The organism is Bacillus cereus group sp. MS39 (genome assembly GCF_040448665.1).
Classification (GTDB): Bacteria; Bacillota; Bacilli; order Bacillales; family Bacillaceae_G; genus Bacillus_A; species Bacillus_A wiedmannii.
Window position 1 is genome coordinate 5,140,001 of the sequence record NZ_CP123058.1, and the last position, 25,652, is coordinate 5,165,652.

Consider the following 25,652-nt stretch of genomic DNA (forward strand, 5'->3'; position numbering starts at 1 on the left):
GAAGATTCCCTACTGCTGCCTCCCGTAGGAGTCTGGGCCGTGTCTCAGTCCCAGTGTGGCCGATCACCCTCTCAGGTCGGCTACGCATCGTTGCCTTGGTGAGCCGTTACCTCACCAACTAGCTAATGCGACGCGGGTCCATCCATAAGTGACAGCCGAAGCCGCCTTTCAATTTCGAACCATGCAGTTCAAAATATTATCCGGTATTAGCCCCGGTTTCCCGGAGTTATCCCAGTCTTATGGGCAGGTTACCCACGTGTTACTCACCCGTCCGCCGCTAATTTCATAAGAGCAAGCTCTTAATCCATTCGCTCGACTTGCATGTATTAGGCACGCCGCCAGCGTTCATCCTGAGCCAGGATCAAACTCTCCAATAAAGTTAGTTTGTCTAGCATCTAAAAATAAAAATTGACGTTTCACGTTGTTTGTTTCGTTCAGTTTTCAAAGAACTAAAAGCGGGTGAAGAGAATCGAACTCTCGACCAGAGCTTGGAAGGCTCTTGTTTTACCACTAAACTACACCCGCGTGGTCGGGAAGACAGGATTTGAACCTGCGACCCCCTGGTCCCAAACCAGGTGCTCTACCAAGCTGAGCCACTTCCCGTTATGGCGCGCCCGAGAGGAGTCGAACCCCTAACCTCTTGATCCGTAGTCAAACGCTCTATCCAATTGAGCTACGGGCGCTTATTCATGATGTTTTTTCGTCGTTGTATTTTGGCGACTCAATTATCTTATCATACTGCATTTTCAAATGCAAGTACTTTTTAAAAAAGATTTTTTGGTGCGGCCGAGAGGACTTGAACCTCCACGGGGTTTCCCCCACTAGGCCCTCAACCTAGCGCGTCTGCCGTTCCGCCACGACCGCGCGGAAAAAACAAAAGTGAGCCATGAAGGATTCGAACCTTCGACCCTCTGATTAAAAGTCAGATGCTCTACCAACTGAGCTAATGGCTCATAAATGGCTGGGCTAGCTGGATTCGAACCAGCGCATGACGGAGTCAAAGTCCGTTGCCTTACCGCTTGGCTATAGCCCATCGAAATATTTATCTTCTTTCCAAAGACAAATGTTATTGTAACATAATGTCCAATAAAAAACAACTGCCAAATAGCAGAAGTTAAAATGGCGGTCCCGACCGGGGTCGAACCGGCGATCTCCTGCGTGACAGGCAGGCATGTTAACCACTACACCACGGGACCATTTGGTTGCGGGGACAGGATTTGAACCTGCGACCTTCGGGTTATGAGCCCGACGAGCTACCGTGCTGCTCCACCCCGCGATGATACTATTTATATAATTTATATGGTGGAGGATGACGGGATCGAACCGCCGACCCCCTGCTTGTAAGGCAGGTGCTCTCCCAGCTGAGCTAATCCTCCGAAGTGGTGACCCGTACGGGATTCGAACCCGTGTTACCGCCGTGAAAGGGCGGTGTCTTAACCACTTGACCAACGGGCCAGTATGTATGGCAGAGAAGAAGGGATTCGAACCCTCGCACCGCGTTAGCGATCTACTCCCTTAGCAGGGGAGCCCCTTGAGCCACTTGGGTACTTCTCTGTATGGCTCCGCAGGTAGGACTCGAACCTACGACCGATCGGTTAACAGCCGATAGCTCTACCACTGAGCTACTGCGGAATAATAAAGACAATTTGTATCTTATAAAATTTCTTATCGTAAGTCAAGATGTTTTTTCTCAACATCTTGTACAAACGTGACATGTTTATAATATACTGGATTGCGTTTTCACTGTCAAGATGTTTTCTTTATCAGGTTCAGTTTCCCTTTACACTTTCCGCAGACATATCTTTTTGTATTTATTTGACGTCTTCTTACATATTGAAGCAAACAGCCCATACATTCATACGTATAAACCTTTTTTTCCTTCTCTTCATTAATTATTCGTTTACAGAAGCGTGGCGCATCAACTTCTTTCAACAATTCACGAAAATCTCTATCCCGGTGCTTATAGCCCCTTCCTGTAATATGTAAGTGATAATGACAAAGCTCATGTTTAATGATTCCGACTAACTCTTCTTTCCCATACATTTCGTAATATCGATAATTCAGTTCAATATTGTGTGTATTCAATAGATAACGTCCACCAGTTGTACGCAACCTACTATTGAACATAGCTCTATGTAAAAATGGCGTTCCGAAGTATTGTAGTGATACTTCTTCCACCAGACGCTGTATTTCTTGCTCATCCACTCTCATTCCTCCTAAACTAAAAAATATTTTTACACTTTTCTCCTCCCTTATACATATATTAAATAGTACATATACCCATCCTCATTCAAGAAGCGTGGTTTCTAAAAATATAGCATGAATAGAAATCCACTCACCAACCTCTCATCAATAGTACCTTACATTTTTGAGAGTAGGATTAAACAAGGAGGGATTCCTATGCCTACGTGGCTAAAAAAACAAATGCAACGCGCATATTTTGAAAAAAACCGGTATCAAATTAAATTACTAAATGAATGCTGGTTTTATTATAGCAAAATACATCAAAGCTCATAATCCATTACACGTTTTATCCCATAAAAAAAAGAGCAGTTTCATCTGCTCTCTTCTCTTACTATTCAATCGGCAACATGGATAGTGCAACGCGACCTTTTTTCGTATCAATATCATCTACCCATACCTTGACGATTTGTCCGACAGATACAATATCTAACGGATGCTTCACATACTGTTTGCTTAGTTTAGAAATATGTACTAAACCATCTTGTTTTACACCTACATCAACAAAAGCACCAAAATCAACAACGTTACGAACCGTTCCTTCCAGTTCCATACCACGTTTTAAATCTTCTAATTTCAAAATCCCTTTTTTCAGAAGCGGTTTAGGCAACTCATCCCTCATGTCTCGCTCTGGACTAATGAGCGCATCTATAATATCAACTAATGTTGGCTCCCCAACTCCCGTTTCTTGCGATAACTTAGAAATCTCCACTTCTTCTAAGCTCTTTTGTAATTGCAATTGCCCTACGTCATCTTTTGATAACCCTAGACTCTTCAATAACAACTCAACATTTTTATATTGTTCTGGATGAATACCCGTTCGATCTAACGGATTTGCCCCTTCTAATATACGTAAGAAACCTATGCATTGTTCATATGTCTTCGCACCTAGACGCGGTATTTTCTTTAAGTCTGTTCGTTTTGTAAATTTCCCTTCTTCTTCACGCTTTGCCACAATATTTTTCGCAACAGTTTTCGATAAACCCGAAACATATTGCAATAACGCAACTGAAGCTGTATTTACATTCACACCGACTTGGTTAACTGCCGTCTCTACTACAAATGTTAATGATTCATTCAACCTCTTTTGAGATACATCATGTTGGTATTGTCCAACCCCAACTGATTTAGGATCAATCTTCACAAGTTCAGCAAGTGGATCTTGCAGACGTCTCCCAATAGAAACAGCACTTCTTTCTTCAACCTGTAAATTCGGAAATTCCTCACGAGCTAAATCGGAGGCCGAATACACACTCGCACCAGCTTCGTTCACAATAATATAGAAGACTTCTTGTTTCACATTTTGTAATACATCAACTATAAATTCTTCCGATTCTCTAGAAGCTGTACCATTCCCAATCGCAATCATTTCAACTTGATATTTATCTATAATAGAAAGAACTTTCGTTTTTGCATCTTCATATTTACGAACAGGTGGATGCGGATAAATAACATCAATATATAGAACCTTCCCCGTATCATCTACAACAGCTAATTTACACCCCGTTCTATATGCAGGATCTAAAGCTAACACAACCTTTCCTTTCATTGGAGGTTGTAATAACAAATTACGTAAGTTCTCAGAGAAAATATGTATCGCTTGTTCCTCAGCTGTTTCTGTTAATTCTTTTCGAATCTCTCTTTCAATGGAGGATTGAATTAATCGTTTATAACCATCCTCAATTGCTAACTTTACATAATGTGCACTTTTAGAATCGTTATCACGAATTACTCTCTTATATAAGAAAGTTACTATCTCATCTACTGGTAGAACAACAGAAACTCTCAATATATCTTCTTTCTCACCGCGATTCATCGCTAATACACGATGCGGTACTACTTTCTGCAACGGTTCTTCATAACTGTAATACATTTCATATATATTCTTTTCATCTTTCTCTTCATCTTTTACGGACGAAGACATAACACCTTTTCTAAAAGTAACATTCCGAATCCAACTACGATAAGCTGCTTCATCTGAAACGATTTCTGCAATAATGTCTTGGGCACCTTGTAATGCTTCTTCTGCAGATTGCACTTCTTTCTCTGCGTTAATAAACTCCACTGCCTTCTGATTTGGATCTTCTTTCTTATATAACAATAACCATTCAGCTAACGGCTCTAGTCCTTTTTCTTTTGCAATCGTTGCTTTCGTTCTTCTTTTCTCTTTATATGGACGATATAAATCTTCTACTTCTTGCAACTTTACAGCTTTAACAATTTGCTGACGTAACTCTCCTGTCAGTTTCCCCTTCTCATCAATAAGACGAAGAACCTCTTCTTTCCTATCTTCAAGCTGCATCATATATTGCCATCTCTCTAAAATTGTACGAATTTGCACTTCATCTAAAGAACCTGTCCATTCTTTTCGGTAACGAGCAATAAATGGAACTGTGTTACCTTCTTCTGTTAATTGAATAACATGACGAACTTGCTTTTCGGTAAAGCCTAATTCCTTCACTAACATTTTCATTAACGCTTGTCGATTATCTACCATTTCCATATACAACCGTAACCTCCTCTATAATAAAAAAAAGTTGCCCTGTAAAGAGAGCAACTTAAACTGCCGATTTAAAAATCTATTAGTCCTAAACTAATTTGTAGCGCTTCATCTACACGAATCATCATCACTTCATCTAAGTGAGTGATTTTGTCCGTTAAGCGCTGCTTATCGATTGTTCGAATCTGCTCAAGTAAAATAACAGAATCTCTCTCAAAACCGTACTTTTTCGCATCAATTTCCACATGAGTGGGTAATTTAGCTTTTTGAATCTGTGCAGTAATAGCCGCTACAATCACCGTTGGACTAAAACGATTTCCGATGTCATTTTGAATGACAAGAACCGGACGAACGCCTCCTTGCTCAGAACCAACAACTGGGGAAAGGTCTGCAAAATACACGTCGCCGCGTTTTACAATCAAAATATTACCCCCCGCTAACTAAGCGTTCTACTGTATGAGCTGCTTCATACTCTGCTAAGAAAGCTTCCGATGCAATACCAAGATTAATTTTTCCCATTTCAATGTACCCACGTCGCATTGATTCATGTTGGTAGCGTTTCTTCGTCTTATGTTGACGCAATAACAGTTGTGTTGCCTGGCAAATTAGTTCATGGCGATTCTTATTCTCTTGTTTTCCAATTCCGTCCAATTCCGTTACCATTTGCTTTGGCAACCGAACCACGATTTCAGTAGTTACACTTGATTCGGACACAAAAATACACCTCCACCGTCAACTACACACCCAAATATATATATGACACCTATTGTAATAATACCATTGTATGGAGCCTGTTGCAAAGACTTCCTTATTCCTTGCTTATGTTTTCCAATTCACAAACAAAAAATTCATATTCTTTTATTTTTATCTTATTACAAACAAAAAACGAAAGAGTTTCCCCGCAAAATTCACGTTAAATTATGTTAAAAGTAATGATAAGTAAAAAGCTTCTCATCAAAAATGAGCTTATTTTTAACCAATGAACAGTCCTCTCAAATGACAAGAAGCAAACCATACTACCTTCTATATATTGTTCAAATAATTGATTACTTCTACAACCTTGCCGTGCCGTATGAATATTCTCGGCACTCGGAAGCTTATCGTTGCAATAATTTCATAATTAATAGTCCCAGAATATTCAGCAACCTCAGTAGCACTAATATACTCATCACCTTGTTTTCCAATGAGTGTAACTTTCGTACCAAGCGGCACTTCACAAGGAAGGTGTATCATGAATTGATCCATTGTTACTCGACCTACAATCGGTACCCTTTTACCATTTATAAGCACTTCGAACCCTTGTAATCTTCTAAGCCATCCATCTGCATATCCAATCGCAACAGTTGCAATCCATTCTTCCGTTTTCGTTCGGTAAGTGACGTTATAACTAATCCCATCCCCTTTAATCACCTGTTTAATATGAGCAACTTTCGTATGCAGTGATAGCGCTGGTTCTAATTTAAACGGTAAAAAAGGGCGTATTTCTACAGACGGGGATAACCCATACATCGCAATGCCAATTCGTACTGCATTAAATGTAATCCCTTGAAAACGTAGCGTTGCAGCACTATTAGCTGTATGGACAAACTTAGGATCCACTCCGAACTCTTTCAACCAACTTAACTGCTGCAAAAATGTGTTATATTGCTTATCAAAGTAAGAAGTCTCCACCTCATCCGCTGTTGCAAAATGTGTATAAACTCCTTCTAATTCTAAAAATGGCGCACCTTCTAAACTCTTTAAAAATCCTTTTAATTCTTTTCGTTCGCGTATTCCAATTCTCCCCATACCACTATCGAAATTAATATGGTATTTCATTGTAGATGAACCATCCCAAAGTTTGATCGCTTCATCCACCCATTCTTTTTGAAAAACAGTTAACGCTACATCATTTTCAGCAGCTACATTGACATCACGAGGCGGGGAAGGACCTAACACTAGAATCGGCACAGTAATACCAGCCCTTCGAAGCACTAGAGCTTCATCTAAAAAGGCAACCGCTAACCTTGTCGCCCCTGCTTCTAATGCCGTTTTAGCTACCGGTACATAATCGTGTCCATATGCATTCGCCTTAACTACAGCAAAAATCTCTACATCACTTGGAATGAAATCTTTAATGTGTGTAATATTGTTATAGATCGCATCTAAATCCACTTCCACCCAAGTGTCACGGTAAAATGGTGCTTCTTCCATAAATACACTTCCTTATACACGATATGCGAAGCTTATTCTTTTATATGCTTCTTTTATGAAATCCACCCTTCAAACTAAGAAAAGACGTGGTGCACATATATCACCACGTCTAAGAAGTTTACTTCACTTGCTTCTCTGTAACTGAACGAGCAACCATTAATAGCTCCTTCGGCTCTAAACCTTTAGACACGAGCATATATTCTACTCCGTTATGCGACCACGTTAAAGAATCTTTCGTCAATGCCCCAATTGTAAAGCCAAGATCAACCAATTCTCCGCTCACACTTATCGCTGACGAAGCCTCTGCAACTTTTGCCTTTTCTTGTATCAAAGTAAAGGATTTCTTACTTCCAGTGTATGTGAGTATCGCACGCTTGCCACTGTCTGTCTTCAACTCTTTTTCATCTTTCAAAACCATACCTTGCGGCGTATCACGCGGATACAAAATAGCAAATGGTTTGTCTTCTTTCGCTGTTGTTTGAACATCTACTTGCGCTCTAGACATATTTTGTTTCGTATCAAATGCACCTTTATCAAATTTCGCATCAAATTTCACTTTTGAGAAATCTACTTTCACAAGAACATTTTGATCATTATCCATTAACTTCACCGAAACTGGTGTTAAATCACTTTTCTTCAATGTAATCTCTTGTTTCGGCAACATGTTTTGATGTTGATAGTTTGTTTTTGTTTTAAAAATATAATACTTATCTGTTTTTTCAAAAGTAAGGTTTTTCTTATCCTGCAAAATATCTCTCACAAGGGATTCATATAAATAAGCCTGGCTACTATTTTGCGGCCAATCACTTTGGAAACGGAAACTCTTATTAAGTGCTGGCGTTAATACAAATACCCCTTCTTCATTTCTTAAAATAATTTGGCTTTGATCTTTTTTCGCGTTCTGCAAATTCACACGATAAAAAGAAGGTTCCTTATGCCATATTTCTACCTTGTACTCCTGAGGCTCATTCCCTGTTTTAATAGATAATTTTGCTTCAGCTTGATAACTTTTCATCCCTTTTACTTTCGCCTCTAAATCTCTCACAACATCATCTTGTTTCTTTTCCATACAACCCGCCAACACAAAAACGGTTAATAAACCGACAAGAACTAAAAACAGACGCCTTTTCATCACTTCAGCCCCTTTGCCCCTATAAATGAATGGAAGATGTACCTTCCTTATCGCTACATCAAATATATGAGACAAAGATATAAAATATGCAGACTAGCGTGACGAGCTTTCTAAAACAACTTGAGCAACAGCAAATTCCTTACTATGACTAATTGATAAATGAACAATATGCTCTGTACTTGTAACGAGAATCGGCTTACCTCTATCATCATTCCTTACTTCAATATCTAAAAAACTTACTTCTTTTCCAATACCAGTTCCTACCGCTTTTGAATACGCCTCTTTCGCTGCAAATCTTCCAGCTACAAACTCTGTAAGGCGACTTCCCTTCAGCTCCTTAGCAACATTGCGTTCACTTTCAGTTAAAATACGCTCCATAAATTTAAGTTTTCCATCTAGCATTTTTTCAATTCGATTCAATTCAATAATATCGATTCCAATCCCTACAATCATTTCAAAATCCCCTTCTTCTATTTAGCTTTCTTTTTTCATATTGTAAGAATAACAGAGAATCTTTCTGATGCAAAAGGAGTGATACTCACAACATGCTAATACCTTCTGCCCGCATTTCCTTACAACCAATCGTCATCACTTTACTTCTCATACAATTAGTCACGATTATGTTAGGCGACTTTCTTCTCTTTCCCATGGCATCCTACAATGAATATATCGCTAAAGGAGAATGGTGGCGTCTCATAACTTCCTTACTTGTACATGTAGACTTACAACATTTCCTTTCTAATAGTATTTGTTTATTTGTGCTTGGCTCTTCTATTGAAAAACAACTAGGGCACTTTTCTTTCATCATTATTTTTTTCCTTTCTGGAATTCTTGGAAATATTTCTTCTTATCTCATTATGCCTCTTGAATATATTCATGCCGGGGCATCTGGTGGTATTTTCGGATTGCTAGGTGCACAATTATTTTTATTGTATAGTCGATATCGTTCTTCCAATCCAGGAGACATTGCTATTTTTTCAATCATAATATGTATATTACTACTATTCACTTTCTTTAATCCCTCCGCTAACCCTATAAGCCATTTAACAGGATTGATTATTGGTGGTATTTGCACTCCTTTATTAACAAAAAAATTCGATGGTGCAGAGCTTATTTAATATAAAAGCTCGCACCATCGACAATTTCTACATCTGTTTGTTTACTTAAATCTCTCATGAGTTGAAATAAAGACTCATCCTTCTTCTTCGCCTCAATCATACAATCAATTTGCGAAACACTTCCCTTTATCTTTTTTAAAAAAGATAAAAAAGTATCTACATCAATAAAGTCCGCATGCGCTCTCGGGTCTTTTCCCTCTCTAGGACTAGAAATATGCATTTTCACTGGTAACAAAGACGATCCCCACGTATGTACAACACGCGCCCAATCTTCATGCCAATCTTCTCGATCATTATTCATCATATGGTGATGCAAATCAAACACGACTGGAATATCTAATTTTTCACCTAAATACAATGTTTCTTCTAAAGAAAAGGTCGTATCATCATTTTCTAATATGACCATCTCTTGGATACTTCTTGGAACACTTGACCAATTTTCTATAAAGCGTTCTAATGCGAGTTCCTTATCTTTATAACCTCCACCCACATGTAATACGCATCGTTGCTTATGTTCAATCCCCATACCTTTTAATAATTTTTTATGCATCTGCAATGTCTTTACAGATTGTTTAAAAATATTCTCTTCAGGTGAATTCAGCACAACGAAATGATCTGGATGAAAATCAATACGCATATTCATTCGAATAGCGTAATCACCTAGTACTTTTAAATTTTCTTTTAAGGGACGAATATAGTTCCACTCTAACAACTCCTCATGATTCGCTAAAGGAACAAGCTTGGAACTAAGCCGAAAGAAAGATATATCATGCCCTTTATTATGCTTTAATAACCGTAAACAATTTTCTAAATTCGAATTAGCAATTCTTTCGAGTTTACGAATTGCAGCCTCTCGATCACCAATTCGTTGAAACTGCGCATATGTCATCGTTTGAGATGGAGATGCATTCTTTAAATGTACACTCATCGCAACATATCCAAGTCTTACAAGCATGTAGCACCTCTTTTCTACACAAGTTATTATGTAGTATGTACAATTACAGAAATAAAAAAAGAGAATGCCAGCAAAGGGCATTCTCTTTTTTATTAAGCTTGTGGACGACTATGATGTTTTCTTTCGCCACGTCCATTTGAAGATCCAGGGCGACCTTGACCTTCACCTTTACGACCACGGCTACCACCATCACGATTGCGATCACGGTTACGGCCATCGCCACCACGGCTACCACCATCACGATTGCGATCACGGTTACGACCATCGCCACCGCCGCGTCCGTCACGACTACGATTACGGTTACCATCACGGTATCCGCCTCCGTTACCGCCGCGTTTTTTAGAACCGCCACCTCTTGAAACAACTGGTGGTTCTGACGTTAAAGCGATTGGAGTTGTATCTGGCTCTTTTGTCATCATTTTTAAAGCAGCAGCTACTACTGTTACAGAATCATTCTCTTCTAACATTTCTTCTGCAATACGCTTGTAGTATGATAAATTATCATTTTCAATTGTGCTTTGAAGTTTTTCAGCGATTAAACGTTGTTGACCTTCTAATGCCTCGTCAAGTGTCGGTGCTTCCATACGATCAACTTTACGTTTTGTAGTGCGCTCGATATTTTTTAATTGTCCTGATTCACGTGGTGTTACAAATAACATTGCAATACCTTTTTTACCTGCACGGCCAGTACGACCGATACGGTGAACGTATGATTCTGGATCTTGTGGGATATCGAAGTTATATACATGTGTTACGCCTGAAATATCAAGACCACGTGCAGCAACGTCTGTCGCAACAAGAACTTCAATAGCACCTTCTTTAAATTTACGTAATACAGACATACGCTTCGCTTGTGTTAAGTCACCGTGAATACCTTCTGCTGCATAACCACGTAAGTTTAATGCTTCTGATAATTCATCAACACGACGCTTTGTACGACCGAATACGATTGCAAGCTCTGGAGATTGAATATCTAATAAGCGTGTTAACACGTCAAACTTTTTCTTTTCTTGCACTTCTAAATAGAACTGCTGAATGTTTGGCATTGTTACTTCTTTTGCTTTTACTTTAATGTGTTGAGGCTCAGTCATGAAACGCTCAGCAATACGACGGATTGGATCTGGCATTGTCGCTGAGAATAATAATGTTTGATGTGTATCTGGCACATCTGTTAAAATCGCTTCAATATCTTCAATGAAGCCCATGTTTAACATTTCATCCGCTTCGTCAAGAACAACTGTCTCTACGTTTTGTAAGCGAAGTGTTTTACGGTTAATATGATCTAAAATACGACCCGGCGTACCAACAATAATGTGTGGGTGTTTTTTTAGAGCACGAATTTGGCGGTTAATATCTTGACCACCATAGATTGGTAAAATACGAACGCGTTTATGTTTACCAATTTTGTACAGCTCTTCTCCAACTTGAATTGCTAATTCACGCGTTGGCGCGATAACAATACCTTGAACTGCTTCTTTATTTGTATCCACTTTATCTAATAGTGGTAATCCGAATGCTGCTGTTTTCCCTGTACCTGTTTGTGCTTGCCCAATAATATCCTTACCTTGCAATGCATGTGGAATTGTTTCAGCTTGAATCGGCGTAGCCTCTTCAAAGCCCATACTTTCAACAGATTGTAGTAAAGACTCACTTAATCCTAATTCTCGAAATGTTGTCAATGTTACTTCTCCTTTTCTATCCTATACTTATCATTTAAAAAAAGGCGTTTTCCGAATTTGCGGAAAAGCCCTTTTCCTGAATGCTCACGTATATAAACGGGCGTATATTCTTCGCGAAAATACTTCTAAACGTTATTACACTTTATCAATTATAAGTTTTGTATGTGCAAAAAGCAAACCCAACTGTTACCTTATTTTCATATTCAGAGTTTTTTTCTTCACTTTTATTTTTTTATATTTACTGTAAGCGCTTATTATAAGTTTCTTCTATTTTCGCATCTATCATCCCTATTTATATACACCAATTATTTCAACATCGTAATTACTTCTTCCAATTTCATGCCGCGAGATGCTTTTATTAATACAACATCTTTCACATCAACTACTGCTTGTAACTCTTTTACTAGCTCTTCTTTATTATCATACGCTTTTACACGATCAATAGGGAAATTAATTTTCGCTCCTTCAGCAATTTGAGCCCCTAATTTACCATATGTGAACACATATGCAATTTTTGCTGGATCGATTAATTTACCGACTTCATAATGAAACTGTACTTCTTGATTTCCAAGCTCTAACATATCACCGAGTACAACGATCTTCTTAGCAAATCCATCTAAACCGTTCATTAAGTGGAATGCTGCTTCCATAGCTGTCGGACTTGCATTATAAGCATCATTGATAATTGTTAATCCACTATCCGTTTTTACAATTTCCATACGCATGCCCGTCATTTGAAGTGTTACTAAACCTTGTTTCATTTCTTCCCATGTTACACCAAAATGTTTTGCAATTGCCATTGAAGCAAGCGTATTATACACATTATGTTTCCCCAATACTGGTAAGTAGAATGAAATATTTTCTTCTCTATTCATTTTAAAATGTGTCCCAGTTGCCTGTAATGTTACAGTCGTTGGATAGTAATCATTTGCTCTAGCATCACCAAAAGTAACTTTTTCAGCTATTAAATTCATTTCAGGAACACGATTTGTTAATAATGGCTCATCTCCGTTATATACGAACACTCCACCTTCTTGTAATCCTGTCACAATTTCTAATTTCGCTTCAGCAATTGCCTCACGAGAGCCTAAGTCCATTAAATGTGCCTCACCAATGTTCGTAATGATAGCTGCATTTGGACGAGCTAACTTAGATAAGAATTCAATTTCCCCTCGGCTTGACATACCCATTTCTAATACAGCTACTTCTGTATTTTCTTCTAAGTTTAAAATAGTAAGAGGTAACCCGATATGGTTATTAAAGTTTCCTTCTGTTTTTTGAACTTTGAATTTAGTCGCAAGAAGACTTGTTACAATATCTTTTGTAGATGTTTTACCGTTACTCCCTGTCACACCAATAACTTTCACATCCAATTGATTGCGATAGTTTTTCGCTAACATTTGTAATGCTGATAACGTGTCTTCCACAAAAATAACGGGAAGATTCTCAGGTGGATTTGCTACATCTTTCATCCATAATGTCGCCACAGCTCCATTTTCAACGGCTTTATCTACAAAAGCATGTCCATCGAAACGTTCACCTTGAATCGGAACATATAGGTTGCCTTTTTCGATTTTTCTCGTATCAATAGACACTCCTTGTATAGTAATTCCCTCATATTGCTCTGCTAATCCCGTACCATTTACCATCTGTTCTACTTGTTTTAACGTTCGATTTATCATGAGAACACTCCTTACATAGAGGAAGCACTATTCCTGCGAATAGTGCTTCCTCCTTTTTTGTTAGATTGTATATTTAATTTTTTGTTTTTCTTCGTGACGCTCAATCGCTAAACGAATTAGCTCTTCAATTAATTCCGGATACGGTAATCCAGTATGTTGCCATAGTAGAGGGAACATACTAAACGGCGTAAACCCTGGCATCGTATTCACTTCGTTAATATATACTTCTCCATCTTTCGTTAAGAAGAAATCAGCTCTTGTTAAGCCAGCACTATCTAACGATTGGAATGCAATAATTGCATCTCGCTTAATGACATTAGACTCTTCTTCTGTCATTTCAGCCGGAATAATTAATGCTGTATCGCCATCGATATATTTCGACTTATAATCATAGAAGTCCTTTTTCGGTACGATTTCACCTACAACTGAACATTTCGGTTCATCATTACCTAATACACCAACTTCTACTTCACGTCCAACAATATTTTCTTCTACAATAATTTTGCGGTCAAATTGGAATGCCTCTTCAAATGCATTCTCAAGCTCTTCACGATTTTTACACTTATTAATGCCAACACTTGAACCAAGGTTTGCTGGTTTTACGAAGCAAGGATATCCTAAAACTTCTTCTACTTTTTCATATGCTGTTTCATAATCTTTTTCCCATGCACTACGAATAAACGATGCATACTTCGCTTGTTTCAATCCAGCTTCTGCGAAGATGTTTTTCATAACAACTTTATCCATACCAGCAGCAGATGCTAGAACACCATTTCCTACATAGGGAATGTTCATTAATTCTAATAATCCTTGAACCGTTCCATCTTCACCATTTGGTCCATGTAATAATGGGAAAATAACGTCGATAGCATTTTCCTCAGAAGCTGCAGATGGAATGATTTCTGTGCTTAATGATAACGGAGAAATCGCATTTTCTGCGCCGCTCATTTTTAGAACTTCAACATCTGTTACTTCACCTTCAATACGCTCACCGCGCACCCACTGACCTTGTTCTGTAATATAAATTGGATGAATCTCGAATTTATCTTGATTTAATGCTTTAATAGCAGCAAGAGCCGTTTGTAGCGAAACTTGATGCTCAGCTGATTTTCCACCATATAATAAACCTAATTTAATTTTTGTCACTGAAATCACCCTAACCAATTGTTTTCATTTTTCTATTTTAGCACTTTTTATAAAAATAGGTAGTTCCTATTTGAAATAAAATGTAACTTCCACAAATAATTAAATGACACCACTTATTGGTTTTCTATACTTTTTCTACTTAACTTTCTTCATAAATATACAAAATTAAATTCTAAAATACAGTGAAAATTTAATTAACGAGGGGCCATCCCCACTAATTATCAGCCCGCACCAATCGGACAGTTATCTCCCGCCGAATTTTGAGGTGGAAGTCTTACTGCCCACAAATAGCGGGATAAAATTGTAATCCAATCTAGTTATGTACCTAAAATATGTAGAAATCCCCTTTTTGTGTATGTCATCTACTCATTAAGAAGATTGTTTGGTCAGTGTGCCTTTTTGCCTTTGCTCAACGAGACGATCTAAAGAAACATATACAATACCTGCAACTACACATCCTACAGCTAAAATTGTAAATAGAAAGTGGCCAAGTAATCGATCCAATAAAAAACCGCCCAGAAGTGGACCGAATGCGCCTCCTGTAATCCACTGCAAACTGGCAGCTCCCATATAAGTCCCTCTCAAGTGCTCAGGGGCCAAATTCGCTACAAACGTCATCTGTACAGGCGACATAATCATCTCACCTAACGTATATATAGCATAAACGAACAGCAACGTTATTAAAATAATCGTAGCATTTGCATCAAATTCTCCAAACCACTTCGGTAACCATCCTATAAAGAACAAACCAACTCCGAACAAACATGCACCATATAACATCGTCTTTCCGACAGGTTTATCTGTGGCCCATTTTGAAATTTGAAATTGGAACAACACAACTAATAGTCCATTTAAAGCCATTAAATATGGATATGGATTGTTAGTTCCAAAAATGCCTTTCATTTCATTATCAAAGTGCAGCGGTAACATGCCCTCTGTTTGAGAAAATCCCATCGAAATAATGATACCTGCTAACAAATAAATCATTAGTGCCTTATCTCTCATTACAATTTTCCAAACCGCCTCTGATTCCTTTTCTTTATTTTCTTCTTTATTCGCACTCTTTGGCATTGTCTCTTGAATAAGAATGAATACAAGTAATGCATAAAATAACATCGTAGACGAGGCAATAATAAACACAAGGTTCTTCGACAACATAACTACTGAAACACCCATTATCGGGCCAATTGCAGCACCTATATTGTGCCCCATTCGTAATAAACCATATGCTTCTGTTCTTTTTTCAGGTGCTGTTACATCCGCAACCATTGCTGATGCAGCGGGATGGAACAATGAATTACTGAGCCCTAAAAAAATAGATAAAATAGCATAAGGAATAAATCCTTCTATAAATAAAAAACCTAGCATGAACAAAGCATTACTCACCATTGAAAAAATCATTATTGGCTTTCTTCCATATATATCAGCAATCCTCCCACCAAGAAGAGAACCGAAACTTGCGGCAATCGGAGAAAGTGCCATAATAACCCCTACTTCCAATAACGAATCCACCTTATCTTTTAAATATAGGGCAAAAAAAGGCATCAACATCATCATTGCAATTCCATTTAACGTTTCGCCAATAAACCGAATCCATATGTTTCGGTCCATCTCCCTTAACTCACGCCACGTATTTTTCATACATTCCCCCCTCAGTTCCCCAACAATTATATTATATATACAATCATAAAAATGTAAATTTTCAGAATAAAAAATCCATCCTAACAGAATTAGAATGGATTTTTTAACTTATAAATTTGCTGCATCTTCTTCGTCTTTACTATTATTTAAAGCACTATGTTTTCGGCTATATAAGAAGTAAACCGCAATACCGATAACCATCCATACCCCAAAACTAATCCAAGCAGTTCCGGATAACTGAAGCATTAAATATAAACAAAAAATCACCGTTAATGCTGGTAAAAATGGTACAAGCGGTGCCTTAAATGCTCTTGGTAAATCCGGATGAGTTCTTCTCATTACAATAACAGCAACAGCTACAAGTGCAAAGGCTGATAAAGTCCCCATATTTACAAGATGCGCTAACACATTTAAATCTATTAATCCTGAAATAAGTGCTGCAATAATTCCTGTTGTCCATGTATTTAAAAATGGTGTTTTAAATTTTGGATGGACTTTAGCAAGGCGCTTCGGCAATAATCCATCTCTACTCATTGCATACGAAACACGTACTTGCCCATACATCATAACTAACATTACTGTTGTGATTCCTGTAATTGCTCCTACTGAAATTACTCCCGCTAAACTATCTTGTCCAATAAATTGAAGTGCAAAAGCAACTGGATCTGATATATTTAACTGTCCGTATGGAACAATTCCTGTCAAAATAAGTGAAACAACAATATAAAGAACCGTACAAATTAATAAAGATGCAATAATGCCAATTGGTAAATCACGTTGTGGACGTTTCACTTCTTCTGCTGCCGTTGAAACTGCATCAAACCCTATGAATGCAAAAAACACTGTAGCAGCTCCAGCCATTACACCATCTAAGCCAAACGGCATAAAAGGTGTCCAATTTTCAGGTTTTACATAATTAAAACCAGCAAAGATAAATATGAGAACAACCGCTAATTTAATAAACACCATAATGTTATTTATTCGTGCACTTTCACGAACACCTCTAGATAAAAGAACTGTCATTACTAAAATAATTAGAACCGCAGGCAAATCAATTATTCCACCCTTTCCTGTACCAGGGGCCGAGGAGAGAATGGTAGGAATATGGATCCCAAATCCCTTTAATAAAGATTGAAAATAAGCGGACCAACCGTTTGCTACAGCAGATGTAGCGAGTAAATACTCAAGCATTAAGTCCCATCCAATTAAAAATGCGAATACCTCTCCCATCGTCGCATATGTGTACGTATACACACTGCCTGAGACAGGAACTGAAGAAGCGAATTCAGCATAACAAAATGCAGCAAAGGCACAGGCTAACGCGGCTATCGCAAATGATAATATAATAGCTGGTCCAGAATGTTTTGCTGCTACCACGCCCGTTAGAACAAAAATACCTGTTCCAACAATTGCCCCGATTCCAAGCATAGTTAAATCCAATGCACCCAATGTTCTTGCTAACGTCTTTTGCTTACTCTCTTGCATTAGCTTTGCAATAGGCTTCTTTTGAAAAATTTGCTTCATAGCATGCTCCTCCAAGTTTTAAATTTTCTGAAAATTTTTAATTCGCTTTTCATTTTACTCATTGCATTTTCCCCAGTCAATACTTTTGTCGAAATAAGTAGAAATCTTTCGGAACATACAATATCCTTATCGTTGTTTCTATATGTCTTTCCGTAATTTTTTTTGGTATTATTATACATGTCGATTCCACAAAAGAGGCATGCTCACTTATTGAGCATGCCTCTTTTTACCTATTTCACAGTATGTGAACCTTCTTCAATCCAGCTATACATATATTTTTCATCTTCTGTTTCATGTGCTTGCTTTACAATACGAAGCGGACGGAACGTGTCTATCATAACAGCTAGTTCAAGTGTTTCTTTCTTCCCTATACTTCCCTCTGTTTTCCCAGGATGCGGCCCATGAGGAATTCCGCTCGGATGAAGTGTAATAGAACCTTCTTCCACACCTTTCCGGCTCATAAAGTTTCCTTCTACATAGTACAGTACTTCATCACTATTCACGTTACTATGATAATATGGTGCCGGAATAGATTCTGGATGATAGTCGTATAAACGTGGTACGAAAGAACAAATAACGAAATTGTGACCTTCGAACGTTTGATGTACTGGAGGTGGCTGATGAATACGACCTGTGATTGGTTCAAAGTCCTCTACATTAAAGACCCACGGATATAAATAGCCATCCCAACCAACAACATCTAACGGATGGTGCCCTAAAACATGTTTATGCATATAGCCTCGCGACTTTGTCATTACGACAAACTCACCTTTTTGATCATACGTCTCTAATTTTTCAGGACCACGAATATCTCTCTCACAAAACGGACTATGCTCTAACAATTGTCCATATTCATTCCGATAACGACGCGGCGTTGTGATTTGACTATTTGCCTCTACAACAAGAAACTTAGTCTCTCCTTCATCTGGAATAACACGATAAATCGTTCCAATTGGGATTGTTATATAATCACCTTTTCGATAGTGAATCGTTCCAAACATCGTTTCAATTTTCCCTGTTCCGTAATGAACAAATAACATTTCATCACCATCACCATTACGGTAGAAATAGTCCATTTTTTCTGTCGGAGCCACTACTCCAATTAATAAATCCTCATTCCCAAGCATAAAATTCCTTCCGCTTACTGCATCGCCAGTTTTTTTATTTTCTTTCGTGCGAAAATGACGATGAGCAAGAGCTACATCTTCTTCATACTGCAACTGACAAGAATGAGATAATGCCGCATGACCTACTTCCGTTGGCATATAATGATGGTACAAAATAGATTGCGTACCAGAAAAACCTTTTGTTCCCATTACCTGTTCGCGATAAAGCGACCCATCTTTTTTACGGAATTGTACATGTCGTTTATGAGGTAGCTCCCCCATGTGACGATAAAACATGCCCATCACCTGCTTCCATTTCTTTTTTGACCGTATTACGTAACGTACCTAAACCAGTAATCGTAAGTTCTACAACATCCCCATCTTGCAGCCACTCTTCCGTACCCAGTTCTAAAACACAACCTGTTCCTACTGTCCCAGAACCAATCACATCGCCTGGATATAACGTAACGTCTTCCGAAGCACGTTCAATCATTTCAGCAAATGTATAGTAAATATCTTGGAAGTTCCCCTTTGATAATAGCTTTCCATTTACATGAGCAGTCATCTCTAACTCATAACGGTCACCGTTACGATAAACATCCAATTCCTCTTTCGTAACAAGGTGCGCTCCTAATGAAGTTGCAAAATCTTTTCCTTTTGCTGGACCAAGTCCTACCTTCATTTCTGTTGCTTGTAAGTCCCTTGCACTCCAGTCGTTCATAATACAATAACCAAAAATGTATTCCTCTGCTTGCTCACGAGAAATATTTCTTCCTTCTTTCCCAATTACGCAAGCGATCTCTAACTCATAATCAAGCTTTTTAGATTTCTTCGGACCAATTACAAAATCATCTGGACCAATTACAGCACGATGGTTCGTAAAATAAAAAACCGGGATATCGTACCATTCAGGTACAACCTCTAGCCCTCTCCGGCCGCGGGCCGTTTTTACATGCTGTTCAAACGCGTAAAAATCCCGAATACTACTCGGATTAGGAATTGCCGCCGCTAATTGCACTTCCTCTAAGGAATATATACCCTTTTCCGGATTCTCCATATTACGCAATACTTCTACATACTCATCCGCTTTCTCTAAAAAGGCGAACATAGAAGAAGGTAATTTTCCATCGCTAGCAAGATTCATATCAATTACTTTGTCACCTTCAAGCCATCCAGCTCGCATTTCTTTCGAAGGAAGACGAAATGTAACAAATTTCATCATGATTCCTCCCTATAAAAATGAAATTTCCACCAGCAAAGAGACTTTTGCTGGTGGATACAAATCTTATAAGTTTCCGCGACGTTCCTGTTCTCTTTCAATTGATTCAAATAATGCTTTAAAGTTCCCTTCTCCAAATCCGCGAGAACCTTTACGTTGAATAATTTCAATAAATAAAGTTGGACGATCTACAATTGGTTTCGTAAAGATTTGTAGTAAGTATCCTTCCTCATCGCGATCTACTAAAATCTTTAATTCTTTTAACCTATCAATTTCTTCATCAATCTTCCCAACTCGCGCACTTAACTCATCATAATAAGTATCAGGTGTATCTAAAAACTCCACGCCATTTTCACGAAGCGCTTCCACTGTTTTAACGATATCGCTTGTTAATAAAGCAAGATGTTGTACACCTGCTCCATTATAGAATTCTAGATATTCTTGAATTTGCGATTTTCTCTTTCCATCTGCTGGCTCGTTAATAGGGAACTTAATACGACTTCCATTTGTCATAACTTTCGACATTAATGCTGAATACTCTGTACTAATATCGTCATCATCAAAATGAATCATTTGTTTAAAGCCCATAACATTCTCATAATAGCTAACCCATTCTTCCATTTTCTCAACATTACCAACTACGTGGTCTACAGCAATTAAACCTGACTCTTCAAATGGAATATTAAACTCCACCTGTTGGAATCCTGGCATAAATGTTCCTTTATAATTTTTACGCTCTACAAGCGTGTGAATTGTATCACCATACGTACCAATAACTGCTTTTTTCAATGTACCGTTCTCGTCTGTTAATTCCACAGGTGGAGCAATCGCGACGGCACCACGTTTCACAGCTTCCGAGTATGCTTTGTCAACATCGTCAACAAGTAAAGCAACATCTTTTACACCATCACCATGTGTCTTTACAAATTCTGCGATACGATTATCGCTACTTAAAGCTCCAGACACAACAAAACGCATATTTTTTTGCACAAGAACATAAGATACCTTTTCACGGTTACCAGTTTCTAATCCAGAGTAAGCCACAATTTTGAAACCGAATGCTCTCGCAAGGTAATAACTTGATTGCTTTGCATTTCCTACGTAAAATTCCAAATGATCTACATCACGTACCGGAAAAAAGTCCTCCATTTGTGCAGCTAGCGTATCCATAGATTTTTGTTTCATAAAATCCTCATCCCCCTGTAAATAGATTAAATGGTCCATACTTAAAACCAACCGAAAACGCTTCCAACATCAATTAATAGAAATTAGTTAGCAAGCTAACAAATTCTGACCTTTAAAATTTTCTATCTTTTCTGTCAAATTCCTCTTTTTTTCTTACATATAAAATTCGACTTTTTTCTCTTTACATGACGGAGGGAATATTAATACTTGAAGATATATATGAGAGGAAAACAAAAAAGACCCCAACATATTAACTACTTACTAATATGCTAGAGTCTTTATTTTTTTTGAATGATTGTATTTATATATCTCATACTAATACATTTGCAAGGAATAAAATAAATGATGTTAATACTACCGCTCCACCTAATGATCCTAATAAATCTGTTTTTGTTACTTGTAACACTTGTTCACTGTTCATATTCCTCATTCTCCTTTCATTTTGTAAGATTTAAAACTTCTATTATACTAATACACTTGATAGAAATACGATTAATGCCGTTAATACTACTGCTCCACTTGCTGATCCTACGAAGTCACCTTTTGTTACTTGTAATACTTGCTCTTTCATTTTGCATTCTCCTCTCTTTTTCTTTTATTACAAAACTTTTATTATACTAATACGCTTGATAGAAATACGATTAATGCCGTTAATACTACCGCTCCACTTGCTGATCCTACGAAGTCACCTTTTGTTACTTGTAATACTTGCTCTTTCATTTTGCATTCTCCTCTCTTTTTTCTTTTATTACAAAACTTTTATTATACTAATACGCTTGATAGAAATACGATTAATGCCGTTAATACTACCGCTCCACTTGCTGATCCTACGAAATCACCTTTTGTTACTTGTAATACTTGCTCTTTCATATCTTTCATTCTCCCTTCATTTGTTTTTTGTTACAAAGCTTCTATTATACTAATACGCTTGATAGAAATACGATTAATGCTGTTAATACTACTGCTCCACTTGCTGATCCTACGAAGTCACCTTTTGTTACTTGTAATACTTGCTCTTTCATTTTATGTATCCTCCTTTTTAATAAGTTATCTATATGTAATTTCTAAGAAATGTTTATTTCATAGTTTTTATGTTAGCGTTACATTAAAGTTATTAACGTAACGTTTGTAACATTAATGTAACATAACTATTGTTACGTTGCAATATAATTACGTAAATTTTATTACACTTTTTTTACGTTTTTTTATAAACACCCTTAAAAACCCTATTTTAATGCACTTTCTACTAAGTTGAAGTTTGTAATGTTATTGTAATATTACAGTCATATAACGAAATACCTTCATACCTACCTCTATTTTTGTTACAAATTAAAGTGCATATTCAAAGTAATAAGATGACGCCTATCAAATTTTTACTGACGGTTCACGCGAGATAAAATACGATTTTTCCAAGATAAGTTTATATGTTTCCTCTATATAACTATGTATAATAAAAGCAAAGAGGTGGTCATTTTGAAATTAATCGCATTAGATATGGATGGTACGCTACTATCATCTAATCTTGAAATCTCCAAAGAGAACTTACAAGCTATCCAAACTGCAAAAGAGGCTGGTCATATAGTCATGATTTGTTCTGGTCGTGCAAAAGAGGATGCTTTGAAATTATTGGAAGAATATAAACTATCTCTTCCAGTTGGAGCGAGCAATGGGGCAATTGTTTATGTGGATGGAAAAGTAATTAACTCGCGTTGTTTACAAAATGATAAAGTATACAAGCTTGCAAAATTACTAGAATCTGAAGGTTTTCCTTATAAGCTATATACGAATAAAGGAGTTTATTCTCCATATACATGGCAAGATCAAGTCATGCAAGCGTTCGAAGAAAACAAGCATGCACTAGATGTTACACTTGAAGAACTTGAACGAATTACAGAAAAACAAAAGAAATCAAACTTAATTACTGATTTTCAAAAAATCGAAGATGTTGTAAATAATCCAGAATTAGAAATATCTAAATTCTTCATTTTGACATTTAATGCAGCGCATCGTGCACAGCTATTAAGCATGTTACAAGAAGACACTGATATTTCAGTTACCGCATCAGCTCCTACTAATGTAGAAATTATGGATAAGCACGGTCATAAAGGGAACGGTCTACAAGAAATGGCTGCTTATTTCAATATACCAATTGAAGATACTATTGCAATCGGGGACAACTTTAATGATGTGCCAATGTTACAAGTAGCTGGCTTATCAGTTGCAATGGGAAATGCTGAAGAAGATGTAAAAAAACTATGTGATGTCGTAACATTAACAAATAATGAGCATGGGGTTGCTCACGCAATCGAGAAATTTATATTGAAACAAACTTCATCTAGTAAATAAAAAAAGGACTCTTTCAATTTGAAAGGGTCCTTTTCTTTTATACATGATGACAAGCAACAAAATGCTCTTCACCAACATTACGGAATTCTGGTACCGTTTGTTTACAAATATCTGTTGCAAACGGGCAACGTGTATGAAAGCGACAACCCGAAGGTGGATTTGCTGGACTTGGAATATCACCCTCTAGTATAATCCGCTCTCGCTTCACTGTTGGATCTGGTATTGGCACAGCTGATAACAATGCTTTTGTATACGGATGAAGTGGGTTCGTAAATAACTCATCACGCGGCGCTGTTTCCACAATCGTTCCTAAATACATAATTCCAATTTTCGTACATAAGTGCTCTACTACGCTTAAATCATGTGAAATGAACAAATAAGATAGTCCCTTTTTCTCCTGTAACTCACTAAATAAATTAATGATCTGTGCTTGAATAGATACATCTAGTGCTGCCACAGGTTCGTCAGCTACAATAAATTCTGGATTTAATACCATTGCTCTTGCGATAACGATACGCTGACGTTGTCCACCAGAAAACTCATGAGGGTACCGGTCAATATGATATGGGGCTAAACCACATAACTCTAATACTTCTGTCACTTTTTCACGAACATTTTCTTTCGTCGCTAGTCCGTGAGCCAACATCGGCTCGCCAAGTGCTTCTCCAATTCTCATTCTCGGATTTAATGAGCTAAATGGATCTTGAAACACAAGCTGCATATTAGGACGATGTTTTCTCAATTCCTCTTTTGATAAAGAATGAACATCGTGTCCTTTAAACTTCACTTCTCCCTCCGTTTTTTGAACGAGACGTAAAATTGTTTTTCCTATCGTCGTTTTTCCGCTTCCTGATTCACCAACGAGACCGAACACTTCCCCTTTATTAATAGTAAAACTTACTCCATCAACTGCTTTTACATGTCCAACCGTTCTACTAAATATGCCGCCTTTAATCGGAAAATATGTTTTTAAGTTTTTTACTTCTAATAATGGTTCACTCATTGTTCCGCACGCTCCTCATATAACCAACAAGCTACTTTATGATTTTCATCATGTACATTCAGATTTGGCGCTTCTTCTTTACATATTTCCATACAATGCTCACAACGACCGCTAAAGTAGCAAAATTCATCCAAACCAACTAAATTAGGAACTTGCCCTGGAATAGAATATAGTTTATCTATTCGTTTTCCCATCACTGGTTTTGATTTCAACAAGCCCTTCGTATACGGGTGTTTCGGATTTTGGAATATCTCTAGTACTGGTGCTTCTTCAATCACTTTCCCACCATACATAACGACAACGTAATCAGCCATCTCAGCTACAACGCCTAAATCATGTGTAATTAATAAAATTGATGTTTTAAATTCCTCTTTTACTTGTCTTAATAAATCTAATATTTGAGCTTGAATTGTAACATCAAGAGCGGTTGTCGGTTCATCAGCAATTAATAACTTAGGATTACAACTAAGTGCAACAGCAATCATAATACGTTGTAACATTCCACCACTCAGTTCGTGCGGATAAGAGTGGACGATTTCATCCGCACGAGCTATGCCGACTTTACGAATTAACTCAATTGCCTTCTTATATGCTTCATTTTTACTAAGTAATTCATGCTCTCTTAACGTCTCTACAATTTGTTCACCTACAGTGAAGACAGGATTTAGCGATGTCATCGGCTCTTGGAAAATCATCGCAATATCATTTCCTCGTAAACTACGAAGCTCTTTCTCTTTCATTCCTAAAAGACTTTTTCCTTCATATAAAATATCCCCACCTACTACACTGCCTGATTCAGCAATAAGTCCCATAATGGATAAAGCTGTTACACTTTTCCCGCAACCCGATTCACCTACAACACAAACAGTTTCACCTTCTCGAACTGTAAAACTAACGTGATTCACAGCTTTTACTGTCCCTTCTTCTGTCTGAAAGTGTGTTTGTAAGTCTTTCAGCTCTACTACCGCTTTACTCATACCTT

The 25,652-nt window shown here is 37.5% G+C and carries 26 protein-coding genes, 12 tRNA genes and 1 rRNA gene (1 of these 39 cut by a window edge); 3 read left to right on the forward strand and 36 right to left on the reverse strand.

Annotated elements, in window-relative coordinates; translation table 11 throughout:
* The 14 genes from QEP67_RS26460 to QEP67_RS26525 form a co-directional block, all read right to left on the reverse strand.
* A 16S ribosomal RNA gene (locus QEP67_RS26460) occupies nucleotides 1-377 on the reverse strand (it extends 1,175 nt beyond the left edge of the window).
* Between the two features lie 77 nt (nucleotides 378-454).
* Nucleotides 455-525: transfer RNA gene (locus tag QEP67_RS26465), tRNA-Gly, on the reverse strand.
* A gap of 1 nt (nucleotide 526) precedes the next feature.
* A tRNA-Pro gene (locus QEP67_RS26470) sits at nucleotides 527-603 on the reverse strand.
* Nucleotides 604-606: 3 nt separating this feature from the next.
* A tRNA-Arg gene (locus QEP67_RS26475) sits at nucleotides 607-683 on the reverse strand.
* A 95-nt stretch (nucleotides 684-778) separates the two neighbouring features.
* Nucleotides 779-864: transfer RNA gene (locus QEP67_RS26480), tRNA-Leu, on the reverse strand.
* A gap of 16 nt (nucleotides 865-880) precedes the next feature.
* A tRNA-Lys gene (locus QEP67_RS26485) sits at nucleotides 881-953 on the reverse strand.
* Between the two features lie 5 nt (nucleotides 954-958).
* A tRNA-Gln gene (locus QEP67_RS26490) sits at nucleotides 959-1,033 on the reverse strand.
* A gap of 87 nt (nucleotides 1,034-1,120) precedes the next feature.
* Nucleotides 1,121-1,196 (reverse strand) — tRNA-Asp (locus QEP67_RS26495).
* Nucleotides 1,197-1,199: 3 nt separating this feature from the next.
* Nucleotides 1,200-1,276 (reverse strand) — tRNA-Met (locus QEP67_RS26500).
* Nucleotides 1,277-1,300: 24 nt separating this feature from the next.
* Nucleotides 1,301-1,376, reverse strand: a tRNA-Val gene (locus QEP67_RS26505).
* Between the two features lie 4 nt (nucleotides 1,377-1,380).
* Nucleotides 1,381-1,455 (reverse strand) — tRNA-Glu (locus tag QEP67_RS26510).
* Nucleotides 1,456-1,463: 8 nt separating this feature from the next.
* Nucleotides 1,464-1,554, reverse strand: a tRNA-Ser gene (locus QEP67_RS26515).
* A gap of 3 nt (nucleotides 1,555-1,557) precedes the next feature.
* Nucleotides 1,558-1,632, reverse strand: a tRNA-Asn gene (locus QEP67_RS26520).
* Nucleotides 1,633-1,746: 114 nt separating this feature from the next.
* The gene (locus QEP67_RS26525) at nucleotides 1,747-2,205 is read right to left on the reverse strand and encodes a SprT family protein (RefSeq protein ID WP_000344253.1); all 459 of its coding nucleotides are present in this window, start codon (nucleotides 2,203-2,205) and stop codon (nucleotides 1,747-1,749) included.
* A 195-nt stretch (nucleotides 2,206-2,400) separates the two neighbouring features.
* Between QEP67_RS26525 and cmpA the strand changes: the two genes are divergently transcribed.
* On the forward strand, nucleotides 2,401-2,517 hold the full coding sequence (cmpA, locus tag QEP67_RS26530; RefSeq protein ID WP_001143642.1) for a cortex morphogenetic protein CmpA: 117 nt from the start codon (nucleotides 2,401-2,403) through the stop codon (nucleotides 2,515-2,517).
* Between the two features lie 58 nt (nucleotides 2,518-2,575).
* Here the strand turns inward: cmpA and QEP67_RS26535 are convergent, their stop codons facing one another.
* The 6 genes from QEP67_RS26535 to acpS all read right to left on the reverse strand — a co-directional run bounded on the left by QEP67_RS26535 (nucleotide 2,576) and on the right by acpS (nucleotide 8,519).
* Nucleotides 2,576-4,744, reverse strand: coding sequence for a Tex family protein (locus tag QEP67_RS26535; protein WP_064459811.1), 2,169 nt, complete (start codon nucleotides 4,742-4,744; stop codon nucleotides 2,576-2,578).
* A 68-nt stretch (nucleotides 4,745-4,812) separates the two neighbouring features.
* Complete coding sequence (gene ndoA, locus QEP67_RS26540; RefSeq protein WP_000635963.1) at nucleotides 4,813-5,163, reverse strand: type II toxin-antitoxin system endoribonuclease NdoA; 351 nt, start codon at nucleotides 5,161-5,163, stop codon at nucleotides 4,813-4,815.
* Between the two features lie 4 nt (nucleotides 5,164-5,167).
* Nucleotides 5,168-5,455 (reverse strand): antitoxin EndoAI, encoded by a 288-nt coding sequence (locus QEP67_RS26545; protein ID WP_000004570.1) that lies wholly within the window; start codon nucleotides 5,453-5,455, stop codon nucleotides 5,168-5,170.
* A gap of 309 nt (nucleotides 5,456-5,764) precedes the next feature.
* On the reverse strand, nucleotides 5,765-6,934 hold the full coding sequence (alr, locus tag QEP67_RS26550) for an alanine racemase (RefSeq protein WP_000390587.1): 1,170 nt from the start codon (nucleotides 6,932-6,934) through the stop codon (nucleotides 5,765-5,767).
* 118 nt (nucleotides 6,935-7,052) lie between these two features.
* The gene (locus QEP67_RS26555) at nucleotides 7,053-8,003 is read right to left on the reverse strand and encodes an outer membrane lipoprotein carrier protein LolA (RefSeq protein WP_002096914.1); all 951 of its coding nucleotides are present in this window, start codon (nucleotides 8,001-8,003) and stop codon (nucleotides 7,053-7,055) included.
* A gap of 156 nt (nucleotides 8,004-8,159) precedes the next feature.
* Nucleotides 8,160-8,519 (reverse strand): holo-ACP synthase, encoded by a 360-nt coding sequence (acpS, locus tag QEP67_RS26560; RefSeq protein WP_000635044.1) that lies wholly within the window; start codon nucleotides 8,517-8,519, stop codon nucleotides 8,160-8,162.
* 92 nt (nucleotides 8,520-8,611) lie between these two features.
* On the opposite strand from acpS, the gene QEP67_RS26565 reads away from it, so the two are divergent.
* The gene (locus QEP67_RS26565) at nucleotides 8,612-9,184 is read left to right on the forward strand and encodes a rhomboid family intramembrane serine protease (RefSeq protein WP_000906928.1); all 573 of its coding nucleotides are present in this window, start codon (nucleotides 8,612-8,614) and stop codon (nucleotides 9,182-9,184) included.
* Here the strand turns inward: QEP67_RS26565 and uvsE are convergent.
* The 14 genes from uvsE to QEP67_RS26635 all read right to left on the reverse strand — a co-directional run bounded on the left by uvsE (nucleotide 9,177) and on the right by QEP67_RS26635 (nucleotide 22,343).
* Nucleotides 9,177-10,139, reverse strand: coding sequence for a UV DNA damage repair endonuclease UvsE (gene uvsE / locus QEP67_RS26570; protein ID WP_000961179.1), 963 nt, complete (start codon nucleotides 10,137-10,139; stop codon nucleotides 9,177-9,179). The two genes, QEP67_RS26565 and uvsE, sit on opposite strands and share 8 nt — an antisense overlap.
* A 92-nt stretch (nucleotides 10,140-10,231) precedes the next feature.
* Nucleotides 10,232-11,818, reverse strand: coding sequence for a DEAD/DEAH box helicase (locus tag QEP67_RS26575; protein WP_000206596.1), 1,587 nt, complete (start codon nucleotides 11,816-11,818; stop codon nucleotides 10,232-10,234).
* A 305-nt stretch (nucleotides 11,819-12,123) separates the two neighbouring features.
* A complete protein-coding gene (gene murF / locus QEP67_RS26580; RefSeq protein ID WP_000610686.1) occupies nucleotides 12,124-13,500 on the reverse strand; it encodes a UDP-N-acetylmuramoyl-tripeptide--D-alanyl-D-alanine ligase in 1,377 nt (458 codons plus the stop codon).
* Nucleotides 13,501-13,560: 60 nt separating this feature from the next.
* The gene (locus tag QEP67_RS26585; RefSeq protein ID WP_000161439.1) at nucleotides 13,561-14,646 is read right to left on the reverse strand and encodes a D-alanine--D-alanine ligase; all 1,086 of its coding nucleotides are present in this window, start codon (nucleotides 14,644-14,646) and stop codon (nucleotides 13,561-13,563) included.
* 369 nt (nucleotides 14,647-15,015) lie between these two features.
* Nucleotides 15,016-16,287, reverse strand: coding sequence for an MFS transporter (locus tag QEP67_RS26590; protein ID WP_000799712.1), 1,272 nt, complete (start codon nucleotides 16,285-16,287; stop codon nucleotides 15,016-15,018).
* A gap of 108 nt (nucleotides 16,288-16,395) precedes the next feature.
* Complete coding sequence (locus QEP67_RS26595; RefSeq protein ID WP_000809356.1) at nucleotides 16,396-17,811, reverse strand: amino acid permease; 1,416 nt, start codon at nucleotides 17,809-17,811, stop codon at nucleotides 16,396-16,398.
* A 230-nt stretch (nucleotides 17,812-18,041) separates the two neighbouring features.
* Nucleotides 18,042-19,214: a homogentisate 1,2-dioxygenase gene (locus QEP67_RS26600; RefSeq protein WP_000499909.1), complete on the reverse strand. Its 1,173-nt coding sequence runs from the start codon at nucleotides 19,212-19,214 to the stop codon at nucleotides 18,042-18,044.
* A complete protein-coding gene (locus QEP67_RS26605; RefSeq protein ID WP_000674024.1) occupies nucleotides 19,180-20,136 on the reverse strand; it encodes a fumarylacetoacetate hydrolase family protein in 957 nt (318 codons plus the stop codon). The genes QEP67_RS26600 and QEP67_RS26605 overlap by 35 nt, the downstream gene beginning before the upstream one ends.
* A 66-nt stretch (nucleotides 20,137-20,202) precedes the next feature.
* Nucleotides 20,203-21,321 carry a 4-hydroxyphenylpyruvate dioxygenase gene (gene hppD / locus QEP67_RS26610; protein ID WP_000810916.1) on the reverse strand — a complete coding sequence of 373 codons (1,119 nt, stop codon included), beginning with the start codon at nucleotides 21,319-21,321 and terminating at the stop codon, nucleotides 20,203-20,205.
* 310 nt (nucleotides 21,322-21,631) lie between these two features.
* Nucleotides 21,632-21,742 (reverse strand): DUF3948 family protein, encoded by a 111-nt coding sequence (locus QEP67_RS26615; RefSeq protein WP_001083700.1) that lies wholly within the window; start codon nucleotides 21,740-21,742, stop codon nucleotides 21,632-21,634.
* Between the two features lie 42 nt (nucleotides 21,743-21,784).
* A complete protein-coding gene (locus QEP67_RS26620) occupies nucleotides 21,785-21,892 on the reverse strand; it encodes a DUF3948 family protein (RefSeq protein ID WP_000664237.1) in 108 nt (35 codons plus the stop codon).
* A 41-nt stretch (nucleotides 21,893-21,933) separates the two neighbouring features.
* On the reverse strand, nucleotides 21,934-22,041 hold the full coding sequence (locus QEP67_RS26625) for a DUF3948 family protein (protein WP_000664237.1): 108 nt from the start codon (nucleotides 22,039-22,041) through the stop codon (nucleotides 21,934-21,936).
* Nucleotides 22,042-22,083: 42 nt separating this feature from the next.
* Nucleotides 22,084-22,200, reverse strand: a complete 117-nt coding sequence (locus QEP67_RS26630) for a DUF3948 family protein (protein ID WP_000654250.1) — start codon at nucleotides 22,198-22,200, stop codon at nucleotides 22,084-22,086.
* A gap of 35 nt (nucleotides 22,201-22,235) precedes the next feature.
* Entirely contained in the window at nucleotides 22,236-22,343 is a 108-nt protein-coding gene (locus tag QEP67_RS26635) for a DUF3948 family protein (RefSeq protein ID WP_000664237.1), read from the reverse strand.
* A 451-nt stretch (nucleotides 22,344-22,794) separates the two neighbouring features.
* Between QEP67_RS26635 and QEP67_RS26640 the strand changes: the two genes are divergently transcribed.
* Entirely contained in the window at nucleotides 22,795-23,667 is an 873-nt protein-coding gene (locus QEP67_RS26640) for a Cof-type HAD-IIB family hydrolase (RefSeq protein WP_000766408.1), read from the forward strand.
* 37 nt (nucleotides 23,668-23,704) lie between these two features.
* Here QEP67_RS26640 and QEP67_RS26645 read toward each other — a convergent pair whose 3' ends face one another.
* Together QEP67_RS26645 and QEP67_RS26650 are read right to left on the reverse strand one after the other, a co-directional pair.
* Complete coding sequence (locus tag QEP67_RS26645) at nucleotides 23,705-24,670, reverse strand: ABC transporter ATP-binding protein (RefSeq protein ID WP_001294507.1); 966 nt, start codon at nucleotides 24,668-24,670, stop codon at nucleotides 23,705-23,707.
* Nucleotides 24,667-25,647 (reverse strand): ABC transporter ATP-binding protein, encoded by a 981-nt coding sequence (locus tag QEP67_RS26650; RefSeq protein WP_000030796.1) that lies wholly within the window; start codon nucleotides 25,645-25,647, stop codon nucleotides 24,667-24,669. Before QEP67_RS26650 ends, QEP67_RS26645 begins: the two co-directional genes overlap by 4 nt.
* Nucleotides 25,648-25,652 lie beyond the last annotated feature (5 nt).